General features: G+C 61.0%; 20 protein-coding genes and 1 pseudogene. 9 read left to right on the top strand and 12 right to left on the bottom strand.

Translation table 11 applies throughout. The annotated features are described in order from the left end of the window. Window positions 1-16 precede the first annotated feature (16 nt). Both BLR16_RS20455 and ssuD read right to left on the bottom strand, forming a co-directional pair. Window positions 17-1,123, bottom strand: a complete 1,107-nt coding sequence (locus BLR16_RS20455) for a sigma-54 interaction domain-containing protein (RefSeq protein ID WP_044308569.1) — start codon at window positions 1,121-1,123, stop codon at window positions 17-19. Beyond that, on the bottom strand, window positions 1,123-2,262 hold the full coding sequence (ssuD, locus tag BLR16_RS20460; RefSeq protein ID WP_003436407.1) for an FMNH2-dependent alkanesulfonate monooxygenase: 1,140 nt from the start codon (window positions 2,260-2,262) through the stop codon (window positions 1,123-1,125). Before ssuD ends, BLR16_RS20455 begins: the two co-directional genes overlap by 1 nt. 389 nt (window positions 2,263-2,651) lie before the next feature. Here ssuD and BLR16_RS20465 point away from each other — a divergent pair, with 389 nt between their 5' ends. Together BLR16_RS20465 and ligD are read left to right on the top strand one after the other, a co-directional pair. After that, the gene (locus BLR16_RS20465; protein ID WP_092194478.1) at window positions 2,652-3,557 is read left to right on the top strand and encodes a non-homologous end joining protein Ku; all 906 of its coding nucleotides are present in this window, start codon (window positions 2,652-2,654) and stop codon (window positions 3,555-3,557) included. Between the two features lie 20 nt (window positions 3,558-3,577). Beyond that, window positions 3,578-6,181 carry a DNA ligase D gene (ligD, locus tag BLR16_RS20470; protein ID WP_074808808.1) on the top strand — a complete coding sequence of 868 codons (2,604 nt, stop codon included), beginning with the start codon at window positions 3,578-3,580 and terminating at the stop codon, window positions 6,179-6,181. Window positions 6,182-6,268: 87 nt separating this feature from the next. On the opposite strand, the gene pssA is transcribed toward ligD, so the two are convergent. After that, window positions 6,269-7,612 carry a CDP-diacylglycerol--serine O-phosphatidyltransferase gene (pssA, locus tag BLR16_RS20475; protein ID WP_003436422.1) on the bottom strand — a complete coding sequence of 448 codons (1,344 nt, stop codon included), beginning with the start codon at window positions 7,610-7,612 and terminating at the stop codon, window positions 6,269-6,271. Window positions 7,613-7,905: 293 nt separating this feature from the next. Here pssA and BLR16_RS20480 point away from each other — a divergent pair, with 293 nt between their 5' ends. Beyond that, window positions 7,906-10,092, top strand: coding sequence for a TonB-dependent receptor (locus tag BLR16_RS20480; protein WP_074808810.1), 2,187 nt, complete (start codon window positions 7,906-7,908; stop codon window positions 10,090-10,092). A gap of 38 nt (window positions 10,093-10,130) precedes the next feature. Here BLR16_RS20480 and BLR16_RS20485 read toward each other — a convergent pair. After that, window positions 10,131-11,272: pseudogene (locus tag BLR16_RS20485) on the bottom strand (glycerophosphodiester phosphodiesterase). Between the two features lie 274 nt (window positions 11,273-11,546). Between BLR16_RS20485 and BLR16_RS20490 the strand changes: the two are divergent. The 3 genes from BLR16_RS20490 to BLR16_RS20500 all read left to right on the top strand — a co-directional run bounded on the left by BLR16_RS20490 (window position 11,547) and on the right by BLR16_RS20500 (window position 13,634). Continuing rightward, window positions 11,547-12,479 (top strand): 2-hydroxyacid dehydrogenase, encoded by a 933-nt coding sequence (locus BLR16_RS20490; protein ID WP_074808812.1) that lies wholly within the window; start codon window positions 11,547-11,549, stop codon window positions 12,477-12,479. 109 nt (window positions 12,480-12,588) lie between these two features. After that, window positions 12,589-13,311: a CTP synthase C-terminal region-related (seleno)protein gene (locus BLR16_RS20495; RefSeq protein WP_074808814.1), complete on the top strand. Its 723-nt coding sequence runs from the start codon at window positions 12,589-12,591 to the stop codon at window positions 13,309-13,311. Then, on the top strand, window positions 13,308-13,634 hold the full coding sequence (locus BLR16_RS20500; RefSeq protein WP_024661476.1) for an antibiotic biosynthesis monooxygenase family protein: 327 nt from the start codon (window positions 13,308-13,310) through the stop codon (window positions 13,632-13,634). The genes BLR16_RS20495 and BLR16_RS20500 overlap by 4 nt, the downstream gene beginning before the upstream one ends. A 4-nt stretch (window positions 13,635-13,638) precedes the next feature. Here BLR16_RS20500 and BLR16_RS20505 read toward each other — a convergent pair whose 3' ends face one another. The 3 genes from BLR16_RS20505 to BLR16_RS20515 form a co-directional block, all read right to left on the bottom strand. Then, complete coding sequence (locus BLR16_RS20505; protein ID WP_074808816.1) at window positions 13,639-15,057, bottom strand: short-chain fatty acid transporter; 1,419 nt, start codon at window positions 15,055-15,057, stop codon at window positions 13,639-13,641. Between the two features lie 217 nt (window positions 15,058-15,274). Next, window positions 15,275-15,931: a CoA transferase subunit B gene (locus tag BLR16_RS20510; RefSeq protein WP_003370578.1), complete on the bottom strand. Its 657-nt coding sequence runs from the start codon at window positions 15,929-15,931 to the stop codon at window positions 15,275-15,277. Between the two features lie 42 nt (window positions 15,932-15,973). Then, window positions 15,974-16,675, bottom strand: coding sequence for a CoA transferase subunit A (locus BLR16_RS20515; RefSeq protein WP_074808818.1), 702 nt, complete (start codon window positions 16,673-16,675; stop codon window positions 15,974-15,976). A gap of 129 nt (window positions 16,676-16,804) precedes the next feature. Between BLR16_RS20515 and BLR16_RS20520 the strand changes: the two genes are divergently transcribed. The 3 genes from BLR16_RS20520 to BLR16_RS20530 all read left to right on the top strand — a co-directional run bounded on the left by BLR16_RS20520 (window position 16,805) and on the right by BLR16_RS20530 (window position 18,803). Further along, entirely contained in the window at window positions 16,805-17,695 is an 891-nt protein-coding gene (locus BLR16_RS20520) for a LysR family transcriptional regulator (RefSeq protein ID WP_003436436.1), read from the top strand. An 87-nt stretch (window positions 17,696-17,782) separates the two neighbouring features. Beyond that, the gene (locus BLR16_RS20525; RefSeq protein WP_074808819.1) at window positions 17,783-18,070 is read left to right on the top strand and encodes a hypothetical protein; all 288 of its coding nucleotides are present in this window, start codon (window positions 17,783-17,785) and stop codon (window positions 18,068-18,070) included. A gap of 124 nt (window positions 18,071-18,194) precedes the next feature. Further along, entirely contained in the window at window positions 18,195-18,803 is a 609-nt protein-coding gene (locus BLR16_RS20530; RefSeq protein WP_003370588.1) for a LysE family translocator, read from the top strand. 21 nt (window positions 18,804-18,824) lie between these two features. Here BLR16_RS20530 and ssuE read toward each other — a convergent pair whose 3' ends face one another. The 5 genes from ssuE to BLR16_RS20555 all read right to left on the bottom strand — a co-directional run bounded on the left by ssuE (window position 18,825) and on the right by BLR16_RS20555 (window position 24,666). Beyond that, window positions 18,825-19,406: an NADPH-dependent FMN reductase gene (ssuE, locus tag BLR16_RS20535; RefSeq protein WP_092194479.1), complete on the bottom strand. Its 582-nt coding sequence runs from the start codon at window positions 19,404-19,406 to the stop codon at window positions 18,825-18,827. A gap of 249 nt (window positions 19,407-19,655) precedes the next feature. Further along, entirely contained in the window at window positions 19,656-20,744 is a 1,089-nt protein-coding gene (locus BLR16_RS20540; protein WP_054081636.1) for a polysaccharide biosynthesis/export family protein, read from the bottom strand. An 80-nt stretch (window positions 20,745-20,824) separates the two neighbouring features. After that, on the bottom strand, window positions 20,825-22,234 hold the full coding sequence (locus tag BLR16_RS20545; RefSeq protein ID WP_003370595.1) for an undecaprenyl-phosphate glucose phosphotransferase: 1,410 nt from the start codon (window positions 22,232-22,234) through the stop codon (window positions 20,825-20,827). Window positions 22,235-22,247: 13 nt separating this feature from the next. Next, a complete protein-coding gene (locus BLR16_RS20550; RefSeq protein WP_074808822.1) occupies window positions 22,248-23,477 on the bottom strand; it encodes a glycosyltransferase family 4 protein in 1,230 nt (409 codons plus the stop codon). Between the two features lie 73 nt (window positions 23,478-23,550). After that, window positions 23,551-24,666: a glycosyltransferase family 4 protein gene (locus tag BLR16_RS20555; protein WP_060707978.1), complete on the bottom strand. Its 1,116-nt coding sequence runs from the start codon at window positions 24,664-24,666 to the stop codon at window positions 23,551-23,553. Window positions 24,667-24,679 lie beyond the last annotated feature (13 nt).

Here is a 24,679-nt window from a genome sequence, read left to right on the forward strand (position 1 = left end):
TCATCGGTCTTGATCTTCACACCGACAGGTGCAGCATCCGGTCGCCCTGGACATTTTCACCCGGTCTGCGTTTGTTGACCGCCAGCTCGCCAATCTTGATCAAACGCGTACGCGTGACGTTGCGGGTCAGGCCCAGCAGGCTGGCTGTGTGCACCTGGTTGTGGTGGCAGAAGCGATAGGCCGTTCTGAGCAGCGTATCTTCGACCTTCTCGTGCAAGGCTCCGGCCTGTTCTTCAAACAGCTTTTGAAACGCCCGGTTGAGCAGTTGCTCGGCTGATTCGTCAGACGGGTTCTGGTCATCCTGACGCTCGATTCTAAGGTTCGACAGGCGCAGGTCATCACGCTGAATAACGCCTTCACGGCAGACCAGCAGGGTGTGATGGATGACGTTTTCCAGCTCGCGAATGTTCCCCGGCCAGCTGTAAGTCTTGAGCTTGTGCTCGGCTTCGGGGCTGATCCGCACCGGACCATGCCGCAGCCGCTGGCCGTAGACCTCTATGAAGTGCCGGGCCAGGGGCAGGATGTCGCCCGGCCGGTCGCGCAGCGGGCTCAATTCCAGATTGACCACATCGAGCCGGTAATAAAGATCTTCGCGAAAATGCCCGGCGTTGATGGCCTTTTCCAGCTGCACGTTGGTCGCCGCCAGGACGCGCACGTCAATCGGCACACTCTTGCGCGAGCCCAGACGCACCACTTCACGTTCCTGAAGCACGCGCAGCAATTTGACCTGCAGCGACATGGGCAGGTCGCCGATCTCATCGAGAAACAGCGTGCCGCCGTTGGCCTCTTCAAACCAGCCAGCCTTGGCGCTGATCGCTCCGGTGAACGCCCCTTTTTCGTGGCCGAACAGTTCGGCCTCGATCAGGTTTTCGGAGAACGCGCCGCAGTTGACCGCCACGAACGGCTTGTCGCGGCGGGCGCTCAGTTCGTGGACGTGGCGAGCAACCAGTTCCTTGCCGGTGCCGGTCTCGCCGATGATCAGCACGCTGGCATCGCTGGGCGCAACCTGCCGCACGTGAGCGAGCAGGGCCCGGGATTTGGGGTCTTCGAACACCTGCGCGGTGGCCCTGATCGAGGTGGCCAGCGCAGGCGAGTGGGGTAGGGTCAGCAGTTGTCCGGACATCACTTGGCCTGCGGGGGCAGATCGTTGGCGATCATTTCGCCGAACGGGCCCGTCAGGTTGGTGATGCCACGCCCGGCGAGGCTGGCGTAAGGCTCGGGCAGCAGCGGGAAGACCAGTTCGGCGAAGCGGTAGGCTTCTTCAAGATGCGGGTAACCCGAGAAAATGAAGCTCTCGATGCCCAGGTCGGCGTATTCCTTGATGCGTGCCGCGACTTCTTCGGGATTGCCGACCAGCGCCGTGCCTGCACCACCACGCACCAGGCCGACACCGGCCCACAGGTTGGGCGCAATCTCCAGGTTGTCGCGGCGCCCGTCATGCAGTGCTGCCATGCGCCGCTGACCTTCGGAATCAAAGCGTGAAAAGGACTTCTGCGCTGCAGCAATGGTGTCATCGCTGATGTGTTCGATCAGCGTGCTGGCCGCTTTCCAGGCTTCTTCGCTGGTCTCGCGCACGATGACGTGCAGGCGAATGCCGAACTTCACGGTACGTCCCTTGCGCGCTGCCCGTTCACGTACATCGGCGAGTTTCTGCGCCACGGCTGCCGGAGGCTCGCCCCAGGTCAGGTACACGTCCACCTGATCGGCCGCAAGGTCATGCGCCGCGTCGGAGGAACCACCGAAGTACAGCGGCGGGTAGGGTTTTTGAATCGGCGGGTAAAGCGCCTTGGCATTCTGTACGCGCAAGTGCTTGCCTTCGAAGTCGACCGCTTCACCTTGCAGGACGCGACGCCAGATTTTCAGAAATTCGTCAGTGACTTCATAACGCTCACTGTGGTCGAGGAAGCTGCCATCGCCACGGTTTTCGTCCGGGTCGCCGCCGGTCACCACGTTGATCAGCAACCGGCCGCCGGAAAGACGATCCAGCGTGGCTGCCATGCGTGCCGAGACGGTCGGCGAGATGATGCCCGGGCGGATCGCCACCAGGTACTTCAAACGCTCGGTCAACGGCACCAGCGCCGAGGCGATGACCCACGAGTCCTCGCAGGAGCGACCGGTAGGGATCAATACGCCGTAATAGCCCAGGTCATCGGCCGCCTGCGCCACCTGTTTCAAATAGTTGAGGGTGACGGGACGTGCGCCCTTTGTCGTGCCCAGATAATGGCCATCGCCGTGAGTCGGAAGAAACCAGAAAACGTTCATGACAAATCCTTGGAAGTAATCAGCCAGGTGAAAGCTGACGGGACCCGCTGTCGGTTGGCAGACACCTCACCAACAGCGTTCGGGGGTAGGGCCATTTATAGAACGTCTTTTTTATTCCGCAAAAGAACGTTAAACCATATTTTTAGATCCTAAATGCATATGTGGAGTAAGCAACTTCGTAGAGTCCTGCGCAAACCCTTGCCATACGAGGCTTCGACGGTAATGCGACTCGGATCCCCATCCCGGCTATCAGAAGCCAAAACGTTGATAGTTGGTTCTTCACGATAAAAAACTCGCCCGGCTCAGCAGGTTTGCCGGCGCTCGTCAGCCTGTCGAAACTTTTCTCCGGCCGGCCCTGTCACTTTTCCAGGATCAACAGGAGTCAGACCATGGCAAGGGCAATCTGGAAGGGTGCAATCAGCTTCGGGCTGGTGCATATACCCGTCGCGCTGGTCTCGGCGACAACGTCGACCAGTGTCGACTTCGACTGGCTCGATAAACGCAGCATGGACCCGGTCGGCTACAAGCGGATCAACAAGGTCACTGGCAAGGAAGTCACCAGCGAAAACATCGTCAAGGGCGTGGCGTACGAGAAGGATCGCTATGTGGTGCTCAGCGAGGAGGAAATTCGTTCCGCGCACCCCAAATCGACGCAAACCATCGACATATTCGCTTTCGTCGACAGTCAGCAGATCCCCCTGCAGAACATCGACACGCCTTATTTTCTGACCCCCGACAAGCGCGGCGAGAAAGTCTATGCGTTGTTGCGCGAAACCTTGGTCGATACCAAAAAGGTCGCCTTGGCCAATGTGGTGCTGCATACCCGCGAACACCTGGCGGCGGTCATGCCGCTGGAATCGGCGCTGGTCATGGTAATCCTGCGCTGGCCTGCCGACGTGCGTGAGCTGGACGCACTGGAACTGAGCGATGCGGTGACCGACGCCAAGTTGAACAAGAGCGAACGTGACATGGCCAAGCGTCTGGTCAAGGACATGAGCGCCGACTGGCAGCCTGAGCTGTATCGCGACACCTTTCAGGACAAGATCATGCACTTGGTCAAGACCAAGGCAGACGAAGGCGAGATCGAAGATGTCGAGTCCGATCCGGCCGAAGAAGAACGCAAGAGTGCCGATGTCATCGACCTCACCGACTTGCTGCGGCGCAGTCTGGCGGGCAAGGGTGGTGTCAGTAAAGGCAAGGCGAGCAAGCCTGCGACGAAGGAAAAACCGGCCGACAAGGACGGTGCCAGACCCAAGCGGCCCGCCGCGCGCAAGAAAACCAGCAAAGCCTCTTGAGCCCTACGGAGTGACCGGTGATGGCCAAGCCCGCCAGTGAATACACCCGCAAGCGCAACTTCGCCATCACCTCCGAGCCTGCCGAAAGCAAGCGCAAGGGCAAAGGCAAATCGCAGCCCGGTGCGCTCGGTTTCGTGATTCAGAAGCATGACGCACGGAACCTGCACTATGACTTTCGACTGGAGCTCGATGGCACGCTCAAGAGCTGGGCCGTGCCCAAAGGCCCGAGCCTGGACCCCACGCAAAAACGCCTGGCAGTGCATGTCGAAGACCATCCGCTGGACTATGCCGGCTTCGAGGGCAGTATCCCGCAGGGTCAATACGGTGGCGGTGATGTGATCGTCTGGGACCGTGGTGTCTGGCAACCGCACGGCGATCCGCAAAAGACCTACGCGGCGGGCAAACTCAAGTTCACCCTGGTCGGCGAGAAGCTCAGCGGTGACTGGGCGCTGGTGCGTACCCGGCTCAAGGGCAGCGGCAGCAAGGAACAGTGGCTGCTGATCAAGGAAAAGGATGACATCGCGCGACCTGCTGCCGAGTACGACATTACCCAGGAGCAGCCGCAAAGCGTGATCAGCGGTGCTCATGTGGGCGAAGAGCGCAGTACTCCGAAAAAGTCCACGGCCAGTGCTGCAAACGGAAAAGCCAAGGCCTCCACATCAAAATCAAAAGCGCCGACGCCAGCGGCAAAGCCGACGCGCAGGAAAGCAAAATCGGCTTTCCCGGACACGCTTTCGCCGCAACTGGCGACGCTGGTGGAGGCGCCGCCAGCCGGTGACTGGCTGTACGAAATCAAATTCGACGGTTACCGCATGCTGACCCGCATTGAGGGCGATGAAGTGCGTCTGTTCACGCGCAACGGGCATGACTGGACCGAGCGGCTGCCGGAGCTGGTCAAGGCGCTCAAGGGCATGGAGCTGCGCGACAGTTGGTTCGACGGCGAAGTGGTGGTTCTCGACGAGCAAGGGCTGCCTGATTTCCAGGGCCTGCAGAATGCTTTTGACGCGGGGAACAGCAAGGACATTCTGTATTACCTGTTCGACATGCCGTTTTTGAGCGCGGAGGACCTGCGCGAAGTGCCGCTTGAGCAGCGTCGTGACGCCTTGAAACACGTTCTCGACGCACAGAAAAGTCGCTTGTTGCGTTATTCGGATGCCTTTCAGGCGGGTCATCAGGACATTGTCGCGAGTGCTGCGGCAATGGGCCTGGAAGGGGTGATCGGCAAGCGTGCCGGCAGTGCGTACGTCAGCAAACGCAATGCCGACTGGATCAAGCTCAAATGTCGCTTGCGACAGGAATTCGTGGTCGTCGGCTACACGGCACCGCAGGGTAGCCGATCGGCGTTCGGTGCCTTGTTGCTGGCGGTCAATGCCGGTGAGGACGGGCTGGTCTACGCCGGGCGGGTCGGCACCGGGTTCACTGAAGTGAGCCTTGAGCAACTGCATAAACAACTGAAGAAGTTGCAGCGCAAGGATTCACCGCTGGCCAAAAAACTCTCCGCGTCCCAGGCGCGTGGCGTGCAGTGGGTGGAGCCGAAACTGGTCTGCGAAACCGAGTTCGCCCAGTGGACCCGCGAAGGCATTGTCCGCCAGGCTGCCTTTGTCGGGCTGCGTAACGACAAGCCGGCCAAGGACGTGGTGCGTGAAGATGCTCAGCCTGCCAAAGTAGCCAGCCAGACCCCAACCAAAACGGCAGCGCCACAGGCGCGCAAAAAGGCCGCGCAGGGAAAAGTTGATGTGGCGGGCACCGGGGTCAGTCATCCGGACCGCATCATCGATAGCAAGACCGGCACCAGCAAGATCGAACTTGCACAGTTTTACGAGTCCATCGCCGACTGGATTCTGCCGTACCTGAACAAGCGTCCCGTGGCACTGCTGCGTTGTCCGGAGGGTATCGACGGTGAGCAGTTTTTCCAGAAGCATGCCGAGCATCTGGCGATCCCGCACATCAGACAACTGGATCGTGCGCTGGACCCCGGGCATGCCGCGCTGATGGAAATAGATTCGTTGCCGGCACTGATCGGTGCTGCGCAAATGGGCGCCATCGAGCTGCATACCTGGGGGGCGACGCGTGACAGGATCGAAACGCCGGACCATTTCGTGCTGGACCTTGATCCCGATCCGGCCCTGCCCTGGCGCAGCATGATCGAAGCCACGCAAATGGTGCTCGCCGTGCTGGAAGAGCTGGGTCTGGAGGCTTTCCTCAAGACCAGCGGCGGCAAGGGTATGCACATCATCGTGCCGCTGGCGCGCCAGGCCGACTGGGACACCGTGAAGGCGTTCGCCAAGGCCATCGCCGAGTTTGCCAGCCGTCAGTTGCCGGAACGCTTCACCGCTACCATGGGGCCGAAAAACCGCGTCGGAAAAATCTTCATCGATTACCTGCGCAACAGCCGCGGCGGCAGTACCGTGACTGCCTATTCAGTCCGCGCCCGTCCAGGGTTGCCGGTCTCGGTGCCGATCGCGCTGGATGAGCTGGCGGGTCTGAAGTCTTCGGCACAGTGGGACATCACCAACCTTGAGCAGCGTTTGAAGCGGCTCAAGGACGACCCGTGGGCCGGTTACAGTAACCGGCGCAAGATCACGCAGAAGATGTGGAAACAACTGGGTGCCAAACGGCCTTGAGGCAAGGCCACTGTTCGGCGTTTGCCCAGGGATACGTGGCGCCGGCACGCCTGACCATGGCTGGCATGCCGGCCGCACGTTGAAGGCTCAGAGAATCCGGTACAACAGTCGCTCGACCCGCACGCGGCTGACACGCTTGAGAAACTTGCGTACGCCTTCGGGGTAGTTAGCGAGGGTGTCGAGTTCGTCATACTGGTTGACGCGCTGCGTGTTGCGCATCAAATGGGCGATTTCCGCTTCCCGTGGCTCGCTCCATCGGCCCTTTGGATCGTCGATCAGCAACGCGTTTTCCAGGTCCAGGTTGAAGGCGCGAGGGTTCAGGTTGTTGCCGGTCAGCAAGGTATAACGCTGGTCGACCCAGATGCCTTTGAGGTGGAAGGTGTTATCGCCGTGTTTCCACAGGTGCACATTGAGGCGGTGCTGGGCGATTGCCTTCTGATGCTTGTGGGCAAAGCGCCGCAGGCTGATTTCATAGAGATAGGGCAGGGCCGAGATCACCTTGAACGGCTCATCCGGATCGATGAAGAAGTCGTTGGCGGTCTTGTCGCCAATGATGATGTCGACCTGCACGCCGCGCTTGAGCGCCCGGTTGATCTCGCGGGTGACGGCCACCGGCAGGTTGAAGTATGGCGTGCAGATGGTCAGCTGGATCTTGCTCGACGCGATCAGATCGCAGATGGCGCGGTTGAGATTGTTGCGCGGGCCGACGCCGAGCAGCGGAATCACCCGCATGTCGCCGTTTTCCTTTTCGCCCGCCGAGGTGTCGTAGGCGGCGCGTTTCAGGTCGCCACGAAACGCTCGGATCTCGCTGCGCAAACTGCGTGAGCTGGGTGGCGATTGCAGATCGAGGCGGTGCACGGCCGGCGAAGAGAGTATTTCCCGCTGCACCAGATTCTGGAAAGCGTCGGCCAGTGCCGCGTTTTCGATCAGGTGATAACGGTCCAGACGGTATTTGTCGAGCTTGTGCAGGTAGACGTTGTTGATGCTCGCGCCGCTGTAGATCACGCAGTCGTCGATCACACTGCCCTTGAGGTGCAGCACCCCGAACAGTTCGCGGGTCTGCACCGGCACGCCGTAGATCGGCACTTCTTCATCGTATTCGAGGTTCTGCGCCTGATACCAGGTCGAGTTGCCGGGCTGGCGTCCGGCGCCGATCAGGCCGCGTTGTGCACGGAACCAGTCGACCAGCACCACCACATCCAGCTCCGGCCTCGCGGTTTTGGCGGCGTACAGCGCGTCGAGAATCTCCTGGCCGGCTTCATCCTGTTGCAGGTACAGCGCGATGATATAGATGCGTCGGGTGGCCGAAGCGATCCTTTCCAGCAGGCAGCGTCGATAGTCGGCGGCAGAAGGAACAATGGAGATTGCATCGCTCTGCAAGGCAAAACCACGAAGTGCTGCCAGGGTCGAGCGTCGGAAAGTGGACTGCATAGGCCTCTCGATGGGAAAACCAATAGCCTGTGAGCTTACACGACAGTCGCCCTCCTGTGGCTGTCGCCAACCTGTTTCAAAGCATTGCGCAACGCCACGGAAGCTCATGCGTGCCGGGGGCCTGACACTCCGGCGCAGTAACGCTTGTGTGGCGCCGCTCGATTATCACTTTTCACGTTTAAACAAATGATAAGCATTACCAGTAACATCTGATATCATTTCGCATCCACCCGATCGGCGATGTCCAGGACGGTTGCTTCCGATCTCATTCAACCTGTCTTCAGGACCTATTGATGAACTCACCATCGTTGCCGATGCGCCTTACGTTGCTCGCGTTTTGCTGTTCCATTGGATCTCCGGCCTGGGCCGCTGCAGAGGCTGCCACTCGGCAGGACGGCCCTGTGGTGCTGGGGGAGACCGATATCAGTGCCGACAAGTCCGACCCTCACGCGCTTGCGCCGGTTTATGCCGGCGGGCAGGTGGCGCGCGGCGGGCAACTGGGTGTTCTGGGCAATGCCGACATCATGGACGTGCCGTTCACCATGAGCAGCTACACCGAACAGTTGATCGAGGATCAGCAGGCCGAAACCGTAGGCGACGTATTGCTCAATGATGCATCGGTGCGTCAGTCGAGTGGCTATGCCAACGCTTCGAGTATCTTCGTCATTCGCGGCTTCAAGCTGACCACCGATGATATTTCCTATAACGGCCTTTACGGCGTACTGCCGCGCCAGATCATATCGGCCGATGCGCTGGAACGCGTTGAAGTGTTCAAGGGCCCCAATGCCTTCATCAACGGCGTGACCCCCACCGGTTCCGGGATTGGCGGCGGCGTGAACCTGCAGCCCAAGCGCGCGCAGGATACGCCGACGCGTCGTTTCACCACCGACATCAGCAACGACGGCCGGATCGGCGAGCATCTCGATCTGGGGCAGCGCTTCGGCGAAGGCAATCGCTTCGGCGCGCGTCTCAACCTGTCGCAGCGCGAAGGCGAGACCGGTGTCGAGGACGAAGAGCATCGCAGCAAGCTGTTCGCGCTGGGGCTTGATTACCGAGGTGACAACTTCCGTCTTTCCGGTGATTTTGCCTACCAGAAGCAGCGCATCAACCAGAGCCGCAACACGGTGTTTGTCGACAGCGCTCTGACCAGCGTGCCGCATGCTCCGGACTCGGATACCAATTACGCGCCGAACTGGACCTGGACCGAAACCGAAGACACCTTCGGCATGAGCCGTGCCGAGTACGATCTCAACGAGGACTGGACGCTGTACGCCGCAGCGGGCGCGAAGCACACCCGCGAGGTCGGCGTATATGGCTCGCCAACTGTCCACGATGCCGCAGGCAACACCACGGCCGCACCGTCTTTCATCCCGCACGACGAAGACAACAAGACCGCCATGGCCGGCATCAACGGCAAGCTGCAGACCGGTGCGGTCAGCCACAAGGTCAACTTCGGGCTCTCCGGCATCTGGACCGAGCAGCGCAGTGCGTATCTGTTCGGCGGCACCTCCAGCAACAACCTTTACGACCCTGTCTCCCAGGAGCGCCCGGCACTCGACAGTTTCACCGCAGGCGATCTGAATGATCCCGGCATTGTCGGCAAGAGCCGCATGCGCAGCGTCGCGCTCTCCGACACATTGGGTTTCTTCGATGATCGACTGCTGCTGACCGCAGGCCTGCGCCGCCAGCAATTGCGTGTCCAGGGGTATGAATACGGCAGCGGCCCGCGCAATGCGCTGTACGACGAAGCGATCACCACGCCGGTCTACGGGGTGGTATTCAAGCCCTGGCAATATGTGTCGTTCTACGCCAACCGCATCGAAGGTCTGGCGCAAGGTCCGACGGCTCCGAATACAGTCACCATCAACCCTGGCGAAGTTTTTGCGCCGTCGCGTTCAAAACAGGTGGAAGCGGGCGTCAAGCTGGACATGGGGACATTCGGCGCGAGCCTGGGCGTGTACCGCATCGAGCAACCGGCTGACGGCTACCAGGCTCTGGAAGGCACCGGGTCGCGTTATGTCCGTGACGGTCAGCAGCGCAACCGCGGCGTGGAGATGAACGTCTTTGGCCAGCCTGTCAGCGGCTTGCGTCTGCTGGCCGGTCTGACCCTGATGGACACCGAGGTGAGCGGTACGGACGGTGGCAGCAACGACGGCAATCGGGCCGTAGGTGTGCCGACCTTCCAGTTCAACGCGGGTGCCGATTGGGATATTCCGGGAATCGAAGGCGCGGCCATCAATGCGCGCATGCTGCGCACCGGTGGGCAATATGTCGATGCTGCCAACAACCTGAGCATCCCGACCTGGAACCGCTTCGACCTGGGCGCACGCTATACCTTCAACGTTGCACAAAAGGACGTGACCCTGCGCGCCAATGTCGAAAACCTGATGAACAAGGATTACTGGGAGTCCGCCTATGGCGGTTATCTGACTCAGGGCGAGCCTCGTACCCTCAAACTGTCGGGCACTATCGACTTCTGATTGACTGGCCGCATCGCCGGATGCGGCCAGCCGCTGGATCAGTAGCCGTTACGCTTCAGAATCGTTTCAATGCTTTCTTTCGCTGGCCGCCCGTAGAACTTCAACAGTTCGGCGGTGCGGTTGGTGAAGAAGCCGTCCGCGCCATCATGGCTGATCCGCTTGAAGTCCTCTGCGTCGTCCACCGTGTACGGGTGGATCACCATGCCTTTCTCGTGGGTCAGGTTGTTCATCCAGGGTTTGACCAGGTCCATATAGCTCTGGTCGCCACCCTTGGCCAGTTGCGACGAAGGGCCGGTGCCGATGGCGCCGTGGGCCTTGGCCCAGTCAATCCACTGCTCGAACTCCTGCGGTGATTTGACTTCCTGGGTCGCGTAATAGCTGGCCTTGTCCTTGGCCCCGGAGTCCTTGAACGCGACGCTGGATTTGGGCTCTATCGAGCCTTCGCCAATCCACAGCAGCATGACCTTGGGCACTTTCGGCATTTCTTTCTGCAGCAGTTCCAGGCTTTGCTTCTCGAACGTCTGCAGGACCACGCGTCCTGGCATGTGCGCGACATTGACATGGCCGGGCGCTGCCGCAGGGCGCTGTTCGAGCCAGCCGCGTTTGGCCAGCAGTTTCTTCAGGTCGGCTTCGACACCGGGAAACTTGTTCGGCACCTTGGTCTCGATGTACAGCCCCGGCTTGTTGGCGCCGCCCTCGGCGATGTCGATGACCTCATCCAGCGTCAGGATCTGCAACCCGTTGTAACTGTCGCGAGCCCTGTCCGGGTAAGCCTTGTTGAACCACGAGCCGGCATCCAGTTGCTTGAGCTCCGCCAGAGTGAACGTGCTGACCGGGTCTTTTACCCGGGTCGGAAACCGTCAGCGATGTTGGTGGTGCGTTCCAGCACGTCATCGTGCAGCGCTATCAGCACGCCGTCCTTTGTTCGCTGGATGTCCATTTCCAGGTAGTCAGCGCCCAGATCGCGCGCCAGGGTGTAGGCCGGGATGGTTTCTTCCGGTGCGTCGAACGAAGCACCGCGATGGGCGATCACCGCTGGCCAGGGCAGGCCGTATTTCTCGCTCAGCACCTTGCCTGGGGCGTCCGCCGCCGCTGCCATGCCTGACGACAGCATCAGGCCCGACATGACAGCCGCAGCCAAAAGGGTCTTTTTCAACAGGGTGGTGGGAAATCCTTGCATGGGCGGGTGTTTCCTTGTTTTTTGAGAAAGCCTGTTTTTATGAGCAGCCTGCGCGCCAGACCGTAGAGCCACTGGTCGCGTCACTGCACGCAACCATAACGCACTCTGCTGATTGCCAAGTCTGCTTGCGCATTAGTCTGTCCGGCAAATGCGTCCACTTTATGAATGCTCGGCGTGTTCGGGAAGGCTTTTTTCAGTTCCGGCGTCAGCGGCTCTGCACAAGCGCGTCGAGTCGCGTTAAGGTCAACGTTTTGCTGATCGAGCGGGAGCGCGCATGACAACGGTATTGGTGCTGGTCGAAAACCTGGACACGTATTTGCCGATTCTTGAAAGCAGCGGCTTTCAGTTGGTTCGCGCCCCGACGGCCGAACTGCGCGCCGAGGCGATTGCCACGCACGGGTCGAGCATCAGCGCAGTGGTGACACGCGGGCCGCTGGGATTTTTCGCCGAGGAAATGGATGCACTGCCGCAGCTGCGCATCATTTGCGTAAGCGGCGCCGGTTACGAGAAGGTCGATCTGCCTGCCGCACAGGCGCGGGGCATCGTCGTGACCAATGGTGCAGGCGTCAACGCCGCCACGGTGGCCGATCATACGCTGGCGTTGCTGCTGTCTTTGGTACGCGACATTCCGCAGGCCGATGCCTCGGTGCGCCGCAGCGAATGGCGCAAGGTGGTGCGCCCGTCGCTGGCAGGCAAGCGTCTGGGGATCGTCGGGCTGGGGGCGGTAGGGCTGGCGATTGCCAAGCGGGCAGCCGCCTTCGATATCGCCATCGGTTACCACAATCGCAAGCCGCGCACTGACTGCGATTACACCTGGCATGCGACAGCGCAGGCGCTGGCGGCCGCATCGGATTTTCTGGTCATCGCCACGCCCGGTGGCAGTGGTACGCAGCACCTGATCGACGCCCGAGTGCTTGAAGCGCTGGGCACTGACGGGTTTCTGGTCAACATTGCCCGCGCCAGCGTGGTGGATACCCAGGCGTTGGTCAGTGCACTGCAGAATGAGCAGATTGCCGGGGCTGCGCTGGACGTGTTCGACGATGAGCCGACAGTGCCGGACGTGCTCAAGACGCTGGATAATGTTGTGCTGACACCGCACGTGGCAGGCCTGTCCCCCGAGGCTTCGAGAGACAGTGTGCAGATGGTCAACGATAACCTGCTGGCGTTTTTCGCCGGGCAACCGGTGCTGACGCCTGTGACTGAATGAGCAACCGTGCACGCTTGCACGCGAGGCATTGCTGTAACGCCCATTCTGCTGGTTTTGCTGCCTGTTTATAGTCCGCCCGGGCTGTACGACATCAAACAGGGAGCAGGGCATGGGCAAAGCAGACAATACAGGCGACGGGATACGGATCGGTCTGATGGGCGACTTCAGTGCGGATGTCCCTGCGCATCAGGCCATTCCATTGGCCTTGCAGAGAGCTGCGGATGCCGCGCAGGTGCCGGTCGGTTTCGAATGGTTGCCGACGCCGCGGATCGGCAGCGGTGCGCAACTCGCCGAATTCGATGGGCTGTGGTGTGTTCCGGCCAGCCCGTATCGGGATATGCAGGGCGCGTTGACGGCCATTCGTTTCGCTCGCGAGCATCGGGTGCCGTTTCTGGGTACGTGCGGAGGCTTTCAGCACGCGTTGCTCGAGTATGCCCGCCACCAGCTGGGCTGGGCAGACGCCGAACATGGCGAAACGGCGCCGGATGCGGCAAACGTGATCATCGAGCCACTCAGTTGCTCGCTGGTTGAATCGGTGGCAGCGATCCAGTTGCAACCCGACACGCTGATTGCCCAAGCCTATGGCAGGCTCGACATCGAAGAGCGCTATCACTGCCGCTACGGCCTGCGCCGCGAGCTGGAGTCGGCGCTGTTCGGCGAGCACCTGAAAGTCAGTGGGCGCGGTCTCGAGGGCGAAGTGCGCTGCATGGAGTTGCAGGGGCACCCGTTTTATGTCGCCACACTGTTCCAGCCCGAGCGAGCTGCGTTGCAGGGTCAGACGCCTCCTGTGGTGGTCGCGTTCGTCCGCGCCTGCCTGAGCAACCCGGCATGATGGCCACGCGGTTTGCCACGCCTTACTTCGCCGTGGTGTTCACCTCGTTGCGTACGCCTGACGATGATCAGGCGTACGCCGAGGCGGCGCAGCGCATGGTCAGCCTGGCCCGACAACAGCCAGGCTTTCTGGGCGTGGAGTCGGCGCGCGGTGACGACGGCCTGGGCATCACCGTGTCCTACTGGCGCGATGAAGCCGCGATTCTGGCCTGGAAACAGCAGGCCGATCATGCCCAGGTCCGCGAGCAGGGACGTTCGCGCTGGTATCAGGCGTTTACCACGCGAATCTGCCGGGTCGAACGTGACTACGCGTTCGACGCTTAACCATTCAGGGCATTACCGGTGGCACATAAGCCAGCGTGGTGCCCAGTGCCCAGAGCAGAAACAGCACCAGCGGCGTGTGGACCAGCAGCTGTACGAACGAGAAGCCTATCAGGTCACGCGCCTTCAAACCCAGTACGCCCAGCAGTGGCAGCATGTAGAACGGGTTTATCAGGTTGGGCAGGGCTTCGGCTGCGTTATAGATCTGTACTGCCCAGCCGAGGTGATACTGCAGGTCGTTGGCGACTTGCATCACGTAGGGCGCTTCGATGATCCATTTGCCGCCGCCTGACGGAATGAAAAAGCCCAATATGGCCGAATAGACCCCCATCAGAATTGCGTAAGTGTCGTGCGAGGCAATGCTGGTGAAGAACGTCGAGATGTAATGCGCCAGGGTTTGCGCATCGCCGCCCTTGACCGTGGTCAGCAGCGCTGCGATCGAACCGTACAGAGGGAATTGAATCAGCACACCGGTGGTGGTGGGCACCGCCCGCGCGACGGCGTCGAGAAAACTGCGCGGCCGCCAGTGCAGCAGAGCACCGAGCATGATGAACAGGAAGTTGTAGGTGTTGAGTCCGGAAATCGCCGTGATCGCCGGTTTGCTCGAAAACTCGTTGAACAGCCAGCCAACGCCCAGCACCACCATCAGGATGATCAGCAGCGGGCTGTATTCCAGCCATTCCCCAGGCCGTGTACGAGGCGGCAGTGGCGGCAGGTTGAAGGCCGGGTCGACACCGCAGGCCTTGGCGTCGCGGGCGCTGTTCGGGCCGGGCGCGGTGGCGTAGGCAACGATCAGTGAGATGACCACCAGCGCGGCGAGCATGACCCCGGATTGCCAGAGAAAGATGGTTTGTGTGAACGGGATCACGCCGGTAATCGCCAGGATCGACGGCGGCAGACTGGCCGGGTTGGCCTGCAATTGCGCGGCCGAAGACGATAATCCCAATGCCCAGACCGCACCCAGGCCCAGATAGGCGGCGGCGCCGGCTGCGCGGTAATCCATGCGCAGGTCAGTGCGGCGGGCGAGGGCACGTACCAGCAGGCCGCCGAACACCAGTGAAAGGCCCCAGTTGAGCAGCGAAGCGAGCATGGATATCAGCGCCACCCAGGCCACGGCCGAACGACCGTTGCGTGGCACCCGGGCCAGGCAGTCGATCAGGCGTACCGCAGGCGGTGAGCTGGCGACCACGTAACCGCCGATGACCACGAAGGCCATCTGCATGGTGAATGGGATCAGGCTCCAGAACCCGTCACCGAACGCCTTGGCAGCCTCGGCCGGGCGTGCGCCGATGGCCAGCGTCGCCAGCGTGACGATGACCACCGCAAATGCGGCAAATACCCATGAGTCAGGAAACCAGCGTTCAGCCCACGCGGCGCAGCGCAAGGCAAATCGGGCGGAGCGGCTTTCTTCTATGTTGGCGGCCATCTGGGGCACCTCTTTTTGTAATTATTATCGGGGAGTGACTTAAGCAGCCGACTATTGCGGACGCAGAGCGTCCAGAACGGCGTTCCCAGGCCGGAGCTTGGGAACGAGTATCGTGCCAATTCTCCGCGTTGGCATGCATTTCGTGACGCTCTGCGTCATACCTTTGCGCAGGCCACACGGGCGTGTGGCAACGAGAGGCGCATCAAAGACGCCTGACTCAGAAACTCATCTCGATCACGTCATCCGGCACGATCAGCTTGCCTGCGGTTTTGGCCACGATTTCTTCCACGCTGACCCCCGGTGCGCGTTCGCGGAGGATGAAAGCGCCGTTTTCGATTTCGAGGTAGGCCAGATCAGTCAGCACCTTGCGGATGCAGCCTGCGCCGGTCAATGGCAGGCTGCAACGGGTGAGCAGTTTGGATTCGCCGTCCTTCGACGCGTGGGTCATGGTGACGATGATGTTGTCGGCACCCGCCACCAGGTCCATCGCGCCACCCATGCCCTTGACCAACTTGCCGGGGATCATCCACGAAGCAATGTTGCCCTCGATATCCACCTCGAAAGCGCCGAGCACCGTCAGGTCGACATGGCCGCCACGGATCATGGCAAAGGATTCGGCCGACGAGAAAATGGAAGCGCCGATGCGCGCGGTGACCGTCTGCTTGCCGGCATTGATCATGTCCGCGTCGATGGTGTCTTCGGTGGGGAAGGCGCCCATGCCCAGCAGGCCGTTTTCCGACTGGAGCATGACGTCGATGTCATCGGGCACGTAGTTGGCCACCAGGGTCGGAATACCGATGCCAAGGTTCACGTAATAGCCATCCTTGAGTTCACGGGCGACACGTTGAGCCATTTGTTCGCGGGAAAGTGCCATCGTCTGAAGCCTCTTTATTGTTGTACGGCCAAGGCTGCGCTATCAGGGTTTTCTGACGGTGCGCTGTTCGATGCGTTTTTCGAAAGTGCCCTGAATGACCCGGTCGACGTAGATGCCGGGGGTGTGGATCTGGGTCGGCAGCAGCACGCCGGGCTCGACGATTTCCTCGACCTCGACCACGGTGATCCGTCCGGCGGTGGCCACCACCGGGTTGAAGTTCTGTGCGGTATGACGATAGATGACATTGCCAAAGTGGTCGGCTTTCCAGCCCTTGATCAGGGCGAAGTCACCGGTAATGGCCTCTTCCAGAATCACGTTGCGGCCGTTGAACTGGCGGGTTTCCTTGCCTTCGGCGACCGGCGTTCCGTAACCGGTTGCGGTATAGAACGCCGGAATGCCCGCGCCACCGGCACGCAGTTTTTCCGCCAGGGTGCCTTGTGGCGTGAGTTCGACTTCCAGCTCGCCGCTGAGCAGCTGTTTTTCGAACAAGGCATTCTCGCCGACGTAGGACGAAATCATTTTGCGGATCTGCCGGTCTTCCAGCAGGATGCCGAGTCCGAAGCCGTCAACGCCGCAGTTGTTGGAAACCACGGTCAGGCCCTTGATGCCCATGCGCTTGATCTGCGCGATCAGGTTTTCCGGAATGCCGCACAGGCCGAAGCCGCCGCAGAGTACCGTCATGTCGTCGGTCAGCCCGGCAAGAGCTTCTTCGTAGGTCGCTACTCGTTTATCGAGTCCAGCCATGATGATCCGCCTTTTATAGTTGTTGACCGACAGTCGCACTGCCGGAGGATCGGGTGATCTGCATCTTCTCTCGGCAGGACTGATTTGTTAATTTTGTTTTTCTGATAAATTCATAAGAAAAGCAAATATATGAACGTCAAGCAGCTTCGCGCTTTTCTGGCCGTCGCGCAGTACCTGAGCTTCGCTCAGGCCGGCGAGCGACTCAACGTGTCGCAGCCGGCCTTGAGCCTGACGATCAAGAGCCTCGAGGAGGACCTTGGCGGACAGCTGTTGACGCGCACCACGCGCAACGTCGGTCTGACGCCCGAAGGCGAAACCCTGTTGCCGCTGGCGCGCCAGTTGCTGGCCGACTGGGACAACACCGAAGAACTGCTGCGTCAGCGTTTTACCCTGCAAACGGGCCGGGTATCGGTGGCCGCCATGCCGTCGTTTGCCGGCAACCTGCTGCCAGCGGCCTTGAAGGTGTTTCGCGGGCGCTACCCGCGCGTCAATGTGGCGGTGCATGACGTGATCAATGAGCAAGTGCTGGAAATGGTCCGCCATCGCCGTGTCGAACTGGGTATCGGCTTTGAGCCCGAGTCGAACAGTGCCCTGTCGTTCACCCCGTTCTATATGGATCGCTTCGTCGCCGTGGTGCCACGGGAGTCGTCGCTGTCCGAGCGGTGTGAGGTCACCTGGGAAGAACTGCTGCGTGAAGACTTCATCGCCCTGCAACGCCCGTCGGCGGTGCGTTTGCTGCTGGAGCAGGCTATCGAGCCGCGCCACGGCAAGCTGGCGGTCGCGTTCGAGAGTCATCAGTTGTCGACCATCGGGCGCATGGTTGCCAATGGTCTGGGCGTCAGCGCGGTGCCGTCACTGTGCATCGGGCAGATGCAGGAACTGGGGGCCTGCTGCGTAGCGCTGGTGGAGCCGCTGATCGAGCGGCGCATCGGGCTGATGATGCTCGCCGATCACAAGCTTTCAGCGGCGGCTCAGGCGTTGCGCGAGGTGTTGATCGAGAATGCTCGCAACAGTCGATAGCGACTATCACGGCGGATGATTTTTGCTGCGTCAGGGGCAGGCGTAACCTTGCTTCATTCCTGAAATGAAGCCGACCGGAGGCCCCTGATGAACCGTATGCTTGCCCTTGCCCTTGCGCTTGTCCTGACATTCACTGTTGCGCTGGTTTCCGGCTGCTCCACTCACCACGCTGTCGAGCAGCGCGCGTTCAGTGCTGAAGAAAGCCATCAACTGGCCCTTGAAGATCTCAACCGTCGCGGCCTGTCATTTGATGATTATCAGGCACGCAAGGCGCAATTGATGGCGGATCCGCAGCTCCAGCAGGCGCGGGACTTCGATGAAAAAGGCGAAACCAGCGTTGACCTGGGGGTCATGGGGCAGCAGCCACAAGGTTAACAGTCTGCCTGAAAAGGGTTTTACGTAAAAACTGTACTGCTGCAATTGGCCTTTAACTGTCCGTGTGTTTCCTGCAACGCCTTCGATAGGGTGAGTACCTGACTCACTGATCCGGACAGGCAGCATGTTTCTCTCTTTCGATTTGCTTCTGGCGTTCACGCTCTTCGCGTTCGTCACCTCCATTACTCCCGGCCCCAACAACATGATGCTGCTGGCCTCGGGCGTGAATTTCGGTTTCAGTCGCACCCTGCCGCACATGCTGGGTATCAGTGTCGGTTTTTTCGTTCTGGTGCTGGCCGTCGGCTTCGGTCTGGGCAGTGTGTTCAAGGCCTGGCCGGTTCTCTACACCATCCTGCGCTACGTGGGCGCTGCCTACCTTCTGTACCTGGCCTGGAAAATCGCCACGTCGGGGCCCGCGTCCGATAAGGTCGACAGCCAGGGCAAGCCGCTGAGTTTCATGAGCGCCGCGCTCTTTCAATGGGTCAATCCCAAGGCCTGGATCATGGCGATCGGCGCGATCAGCACCTACACCCCCATGCAGGGCTACTTCTACAATGTGCTGGTGATTTCGGCAGTGTTTGCGCTGATCAACCTGCCCAGCGTGGGCGTCTGGGCAGGCTTTGGCAGTTTGCTGCGCAACGTTCTGCGTGATCCGCTCGGGTTACGTATTTTCAACGGCGTGATGGCAGCGCTGTTGGTGGCCTCGTTGTATCCGCTGTTTATCGAGCATTGATGCCGAGGCTATTCCGCGGATCTACAACGCCAGTTGCAAATGCCCGCCAGCCTGCTTGTGACGCGCCTGCAAGCGGCGTTGCAGGCCGTGGTGGAAATGTTCCAGCCCTTCATGCAGGCGCTCGGTGAGAAGTTCGTCCAGCGTACCGCCTTGTTCGTTGTCGTCGTAGCTGACCTGGGTATCGATGGCGAAGATGCCGTGCAGCACTTCCTGCGACTTGAGCGCCGACAGCACCGGTTTGAGCGCGTAATCCACGGCCAGCATGTGCGCGATACTGCCGCCGGTGGCCAGCGGCAAGACCACTTTGCCATGCAGCGCGCGCTCGGGCAGCAAGTCGAGCAGGGTTTTCAGTGCGCCGGAAAATGACGCCTTGTACACCGGCGTACCGATCAGCAGGCCATCGGCCTGGCTGACCGCTTCGATCAATTCCAGCACCTGCGGGCTGTCGAAACGGGCGAAAAGCAGGTCCTCTGCATTGAAGTCGCGTATGCGCAATGTGGTGACTTCAACGCCGTGGCTCTGCAGCCAGCGGCTGGCGTGGGCCAGCACAACGCCGGAACGGGATTTTGGGGAGGGGCTGCCTGAAAGTGAAACGACGCGCATGTGGGATGTCCTTGCGATAAGCGTAAACCTGCAAAGCAGCTTATGTGCCAGCCTCTTTGTGTGGCTGGCTATGGCCCGCAGCTATTGGGTCTGCGTGTATTGCATGCAGGGGGAGAGAGTTCGCCGCGCTGATGCAAAAGCCGTCAACTGTCGAACAGCTGTTGCTCTGGCAACAGTCTGACGCGGTGTGACAGGCAAAAAAATCCCTGCACAACCGCGTGCAGGGAGATGGGTGAACGGCCGTCCGGGTCAGTTGCGAAAGGCCGCACCGGTCTGTATCACACTGGCCGAGCCGAGCAACTGGCTGATGAAGCGGCTCCAGCGGGTGATATCGGCAGGGCCGACGAACACCACATCCTGCGCCTTGAGCTCGAACTGCCCCGCCAGCAGGTAGGCAGTGGGCTTTTTCGCATTGAGGTGGTAGACGGTGGAAGGCGCCTGGGCAAAGTTTTCCGCACCGCGTATGACGTACACCGCATCGCCGTCTGCGCTGTCCGGGCTGAGGCCGCCGGAGTTTCCCAGCGCTTCGAGCAGGGTCAGGCGGGTGGTGCCGAACGAGATCACCTGAGGGTTACGGACCTCGCCCAGCACGTAGATCTTGTTTCGCGAGTTGCTGTTCAGGTGCAGGTAATCGCCGTCCTTGAGGAAGATCCGGCTCAGTTGCGAATCCCGGCGGTTCAGCGAGTCGATATCGATCAGGTAATCCTTGCCCTCCCGGCGCAGGGTCAGCCCGGCCAGGTTGGCGTCGGTCAGGTCGACGCCGGCGACACTCACCGCCTGCACCAGGCTCAACGGAATATTGGTAATCGGTTGCGGGCCTGGGACCTTGAAAGAACCGGACAACAGTATTCGCTGGCTGTTGTAGCGCAGCACTTTGACGTCGACCTTGACCTCGGTGTATTGCGGCGCCAGGCCCATGCGCAACTGCTCACGAACCTCGCTGACCGTTCTGCCACTCGCGCGGATTCTGCCTACATAGGGGAAGTAGAGCGTGCCGTCGTTGAGCACTTCCCGGGTGTTGGCATCCAGTTGGTCCTGTGAGCCCGGCGCGGTCAGTTCGGGGTGTTCGAACACGGTGACCAGCAAGGTATCGCCAGCACCGATCACGTATTCCGGAGTTCTGTAGTCCAGCAGCGCCTGCGGCAGGGCCTTGGCCTCTGCGGTGGCGCGCAGTTGCTGTTGCTGCAGGGTTTTCGGGGTGACCTCGATCAACTGTGCCCGGGGCTCGTCAGGTTTGTCGAGGGTGACGTCATCCGGCGTCATATGTTGCCCCGGCGCGAATGCACAGCCTTGCAGCGCCAGACTGACCAGCAGTAACGCAGTAACGCTTCGATTCATGACGTTTTTCCTTTCATGGGATTGCTCCGTTCGTGTTGCGTACCGAGGGTGTTGGGTGTGTGCTCGGGGCAGCGCCGGCATCAGAAGGCGTTCTTGTTGACGAACCCCTTGAGCAGCGTCAGCAGAATGATTTTCAGGTCCAGCCAGATCGACCAGTGCTCGATGTAGTCCAGGTCGAATTCGACGCGCATGCGCATCTTGTCCAGCGTGTCAGTTTCGCCGCGCCAGCCGTTGATCTGCGCCCAGCCGGTGATGCCGGGCTTGACCTTGTGGCGCAACATGTAGCCGCTGACCTGCCCGCGGTACTGCTCGTTGTGGGCAATGGCATGGGGGCGAGGGCCGACGATGGACATGTCGCCGTGCAGCACATTGAAGAACTGCGGCAGTTCATCCAGCGACGTGCGTCGCAAAAAACGGCCCAGCGGCGTTACCCGCGCGTCGTTGCGCGTCGCCTGAAGCACCCCGTCGGTGTTCTCCTGGACGCGCATGCTGCGAAATTTCCAGACCATGATCGAGCGGCCGTCCAGCCCGTAGCGGCGCTGGCGGAACAGCACCGGGCCGGTCGAGGTGAGCTTGATGGCTGCCGCGATGGTCAGCAGCGGCACAGCGATCAGCAACAGAATCAGGCTCGACAGCACGATGTCTTCGGCACGTTTGGCCAGGCTCCAGGCACCGTCCATGGGCGAGTCGAAAATGCTGATGCTGGCCAGGCCGTTGATGCTTTCACTGCGCGCATGCAGCAGGTCGAACATGAACACATCCGGAATCAGGTACACCGAGGCGGTGGTGTCGCTCAGGCCGGTAATCAACTCGCGCAGTTGCGGTTCGGCGCTGAAGGCGAGGGTGATGTACACCTTGTCGATCCGGCCTGCGCGGGCATCGTCGATCAACTGCTGCAGATCACCCAATACTGGCGGGCGGCGCTTGTGCGCCTGCAGATTCATCTGCTGCGGGTGCGTGTCGTAAAAGCCCAGCAGGATCAGGCCCATCCAGGGCGCCAGGGCGATGGACCGGGCCAGCCGCTCGCCGACCTGCCCGGTGCCGACGATCGCCACCCGACGCGTGTTGAAGCCACGCCGACGCAACGTGTGCAGGGCTAGACGAATCAGCAGCCGGTAGCCGCACAGCACGGCGAGTGCCAGCGCAAACCAGCTCATCTGGCCGTTATCGGGCAATTGCGTCTGGTTGAGCAGCAGGCTGTTCAGCGACAGCAGGGTGATGAAGGTCATCGCCCAGTAACTGAAGACTTTGGTCAGCTCGCGCAGAATGCGCTCGCCGCGCCATGAGCCATACAACTGGTGATACTCGCTGACCCAGTGAAAGACCAGCACCGCGAGGAAAATGTGCGACCAGGCCTCTGTGCTGTCGGTGACCGTCAGCCCGGTTTGCCAGTAACCGATCAGCACGATGACGGTCAGGTCCAGCAAGCGATGGGCGAGTGAAAGCGCTGACTGGTGGGCACGCAGAATGCCGCGGACTGAAGTACGCATGGGAAGGGCTCGCTCAGACGGTTTTCAGGGAGACAACACGGCCCGGCAGTTCGCTGCCCAGGCCAGGCGATGCCTGGGCGACCCATGGCGACTGAGGCAGGCGCGCCAGATGGATCCCGCTTGAGACGGTCAGACGGTCCTCGACGAAGGCCTTGATCTCCTGCTCGAAGCGCGCGACCGAAAACCGCTCGGCATTGGCCCGGCAGGCCTCGGGAGAGATGCGTGATTGCGCCGCTTCGAATTCGCCGATGGCGGCGATCAGTGATGCGACCGTTTGCTGTCGGTAGAACACGCCGGTCGGTTGCGGGTGATCCAGGCCGTGCACGGTCTCCATGACGCCGCCCTTGGCGAAGGCGATGACCGGCGTGCCGCAGGCCTGGGCCTCGACCGGGCTGATGCCGAAGTCCTCCTCGGCGGCAAAGACAAACGCTTTGGCGCTGCGCATGTGCTCGAGCAGCACGTTACCTGGCTGAAAACCCAGCAGCGTCACGTTGCTCACCTGGCTGGCAATGGCCTGCGCCTTGGCCAGGTCCGGTCCGTCGCCGATCATGATCAGGCGCTTGTCAGGCATCGCGGCGAAGGCTTCGACGATCATCGGCATGCGTTTGTAAGGCACCATCCGTGAGGCGCAGAAGTAGAAGTCCCCGCGCGCGCCTTGGGCAGTGAAGCCGAGCGTGTCCACGGGCGGGTAGATGACGGTGGAGTCGCGTCGATAGGCCTTGCTGATGCGCGCACCGATAAACCCGGAATTGGCGATGAAGGCATCCACACCGGTCGACGTGCGCTGGTCCCACAGGCGAATGTAATGCAGGATCAGACGTGCCAGACCACCCTTGATGCCCTTGTTCATCCCTGACTCCTGAAGGTACTGGTGCTGCAAGTCCCAGGCATAGCGGATCGGCGAGTGCACATAACTGATGTGCAATTGGTCCGGGCCGCACAGCACGCCCTTGGCCACTGCGTGGCTGCTGCTGATGATCAGGTCATAACCGGACAGATCCAGTTGCTCGATGGCCAGCGGCATCAGCGGCAGGTAGCGCGCATAGTGTTTGCGGGCGCCGGGCAGCTTCTGGATGAACGTCGTTCTGGCGGCCTTGCCGTGCAGGTGCGCGCGGTCCTGATCGCTGAGGAAGTCGATGACGGCAAACAGGTCCGCAGCGGGCCAGACGTTGATCAGTGATGCAAGCACGCGCTCGGCACCGGCGTAACTCACCAGCCAGTCGTGGACGATAGCGATTTTCATGGGCGTTCCTTGCTGTAATGGCCCGCGCTACTGCGGACGCGACGGCGCGCATCCTGGCGTTGCTGTTGTGGAGTCAGGGTTTGCCGGTGGACGATTCGGCGGTGACGTCCAGTCTGCTTTGCTGCGCGGGGTCGGACGCCAGCAACGTGTCGATGCGCTGGGAAAGGCGTTGCGCGGAAAGCTCCCAGGAAAAGCGCTGCACGTTTTGCAGGCCTTGTACACGCAGGGCGTTACGCAAGGGCGCATCCAGCAGAATGCGCTGCATGGCTGCGGCCATGTGGCTGACGTCCAGCGGGTCGAAATACAGCGCACTGCCTTGCAGAACCTCGGGGATCGATGCGGCATTGGCCGCCAGCACCGGGCAGCCGCAGGCCTGGGCTTCGAGCGGCGGGATGCCGAAGCCCTCGTAAAGCGAAGGGAACACGAACGCGGTCGCGCCCTGATATTGCTCGATCAATTCGGCATCACTGAGACGACCCAGAAAACGGATGCGCGGGTCACGGCAGGCGAGGTGCTGCAGGTTCGGGTCGGCGAACAGCGCGCTGGCTGCGCCGACAATGTGCAGTTGCAGATCCGTGTGGCCACGCAGGCTGAGAAAGGCCTGAATCATCCGCCTGAAATTCTTGTGCACGGCCGGTGAGGACACGGCCAGCAGGTAGTTCGGCTGACCTACAGCGGTCGACCCCGGTATGAAATCGTCGCTGACCGCAGCCGGTACGACGAGCACCTTGTCTTCTGCGTAGCCATAGAACGAGGATATTTCTTTGCGCGAGAAGTGGCTGCCGGTGATCAGCGTTTTGGCGCGCGACAGCAGGATCGGGGTGATGGTCCGATAGGCCAGCCGGAACAGCCGGGTGTAACTTTGCGGGTAGCGCACATAGTTGATGTCGTGGTGAGTCGCAATCTGGTTGCCATACAGCATGGGCCCGGTGTTGCTGATCGAGATCAGCAGCGGACTGCCCCGACGTTTCAGGTACAGCGGCAGGTCGATCTGCTCCCACGCATGCCCGGTGGAGCGCCCGATGCAGTGCGCCTCCAATGCGCTGGCGCAGTCATGCCGTCTGATGTTGTGCGGGGTAACGAATAGCAGATCGTCGCGCAGTCGCTTCAGCGCTCGGCACATCTGCTCTGCGTAGCGCTGTACACCACTGATGTCCTGGGTAAGAAACCGTGCATTGATGAAAATCATCTTGAGCATCCTG

The sequence above is a fragment of the Pseudomonas sp. BS3767 genome (genome assembly GCF_900099665.1).
GTDB classification, from domain to species: Bacteria; Pseudomonadota; Gammaproteobacteria; order Pseudomonadales; family Pseudomonadaceae; genus Aquipseudomonas; species Aquipseudomonas cerasi.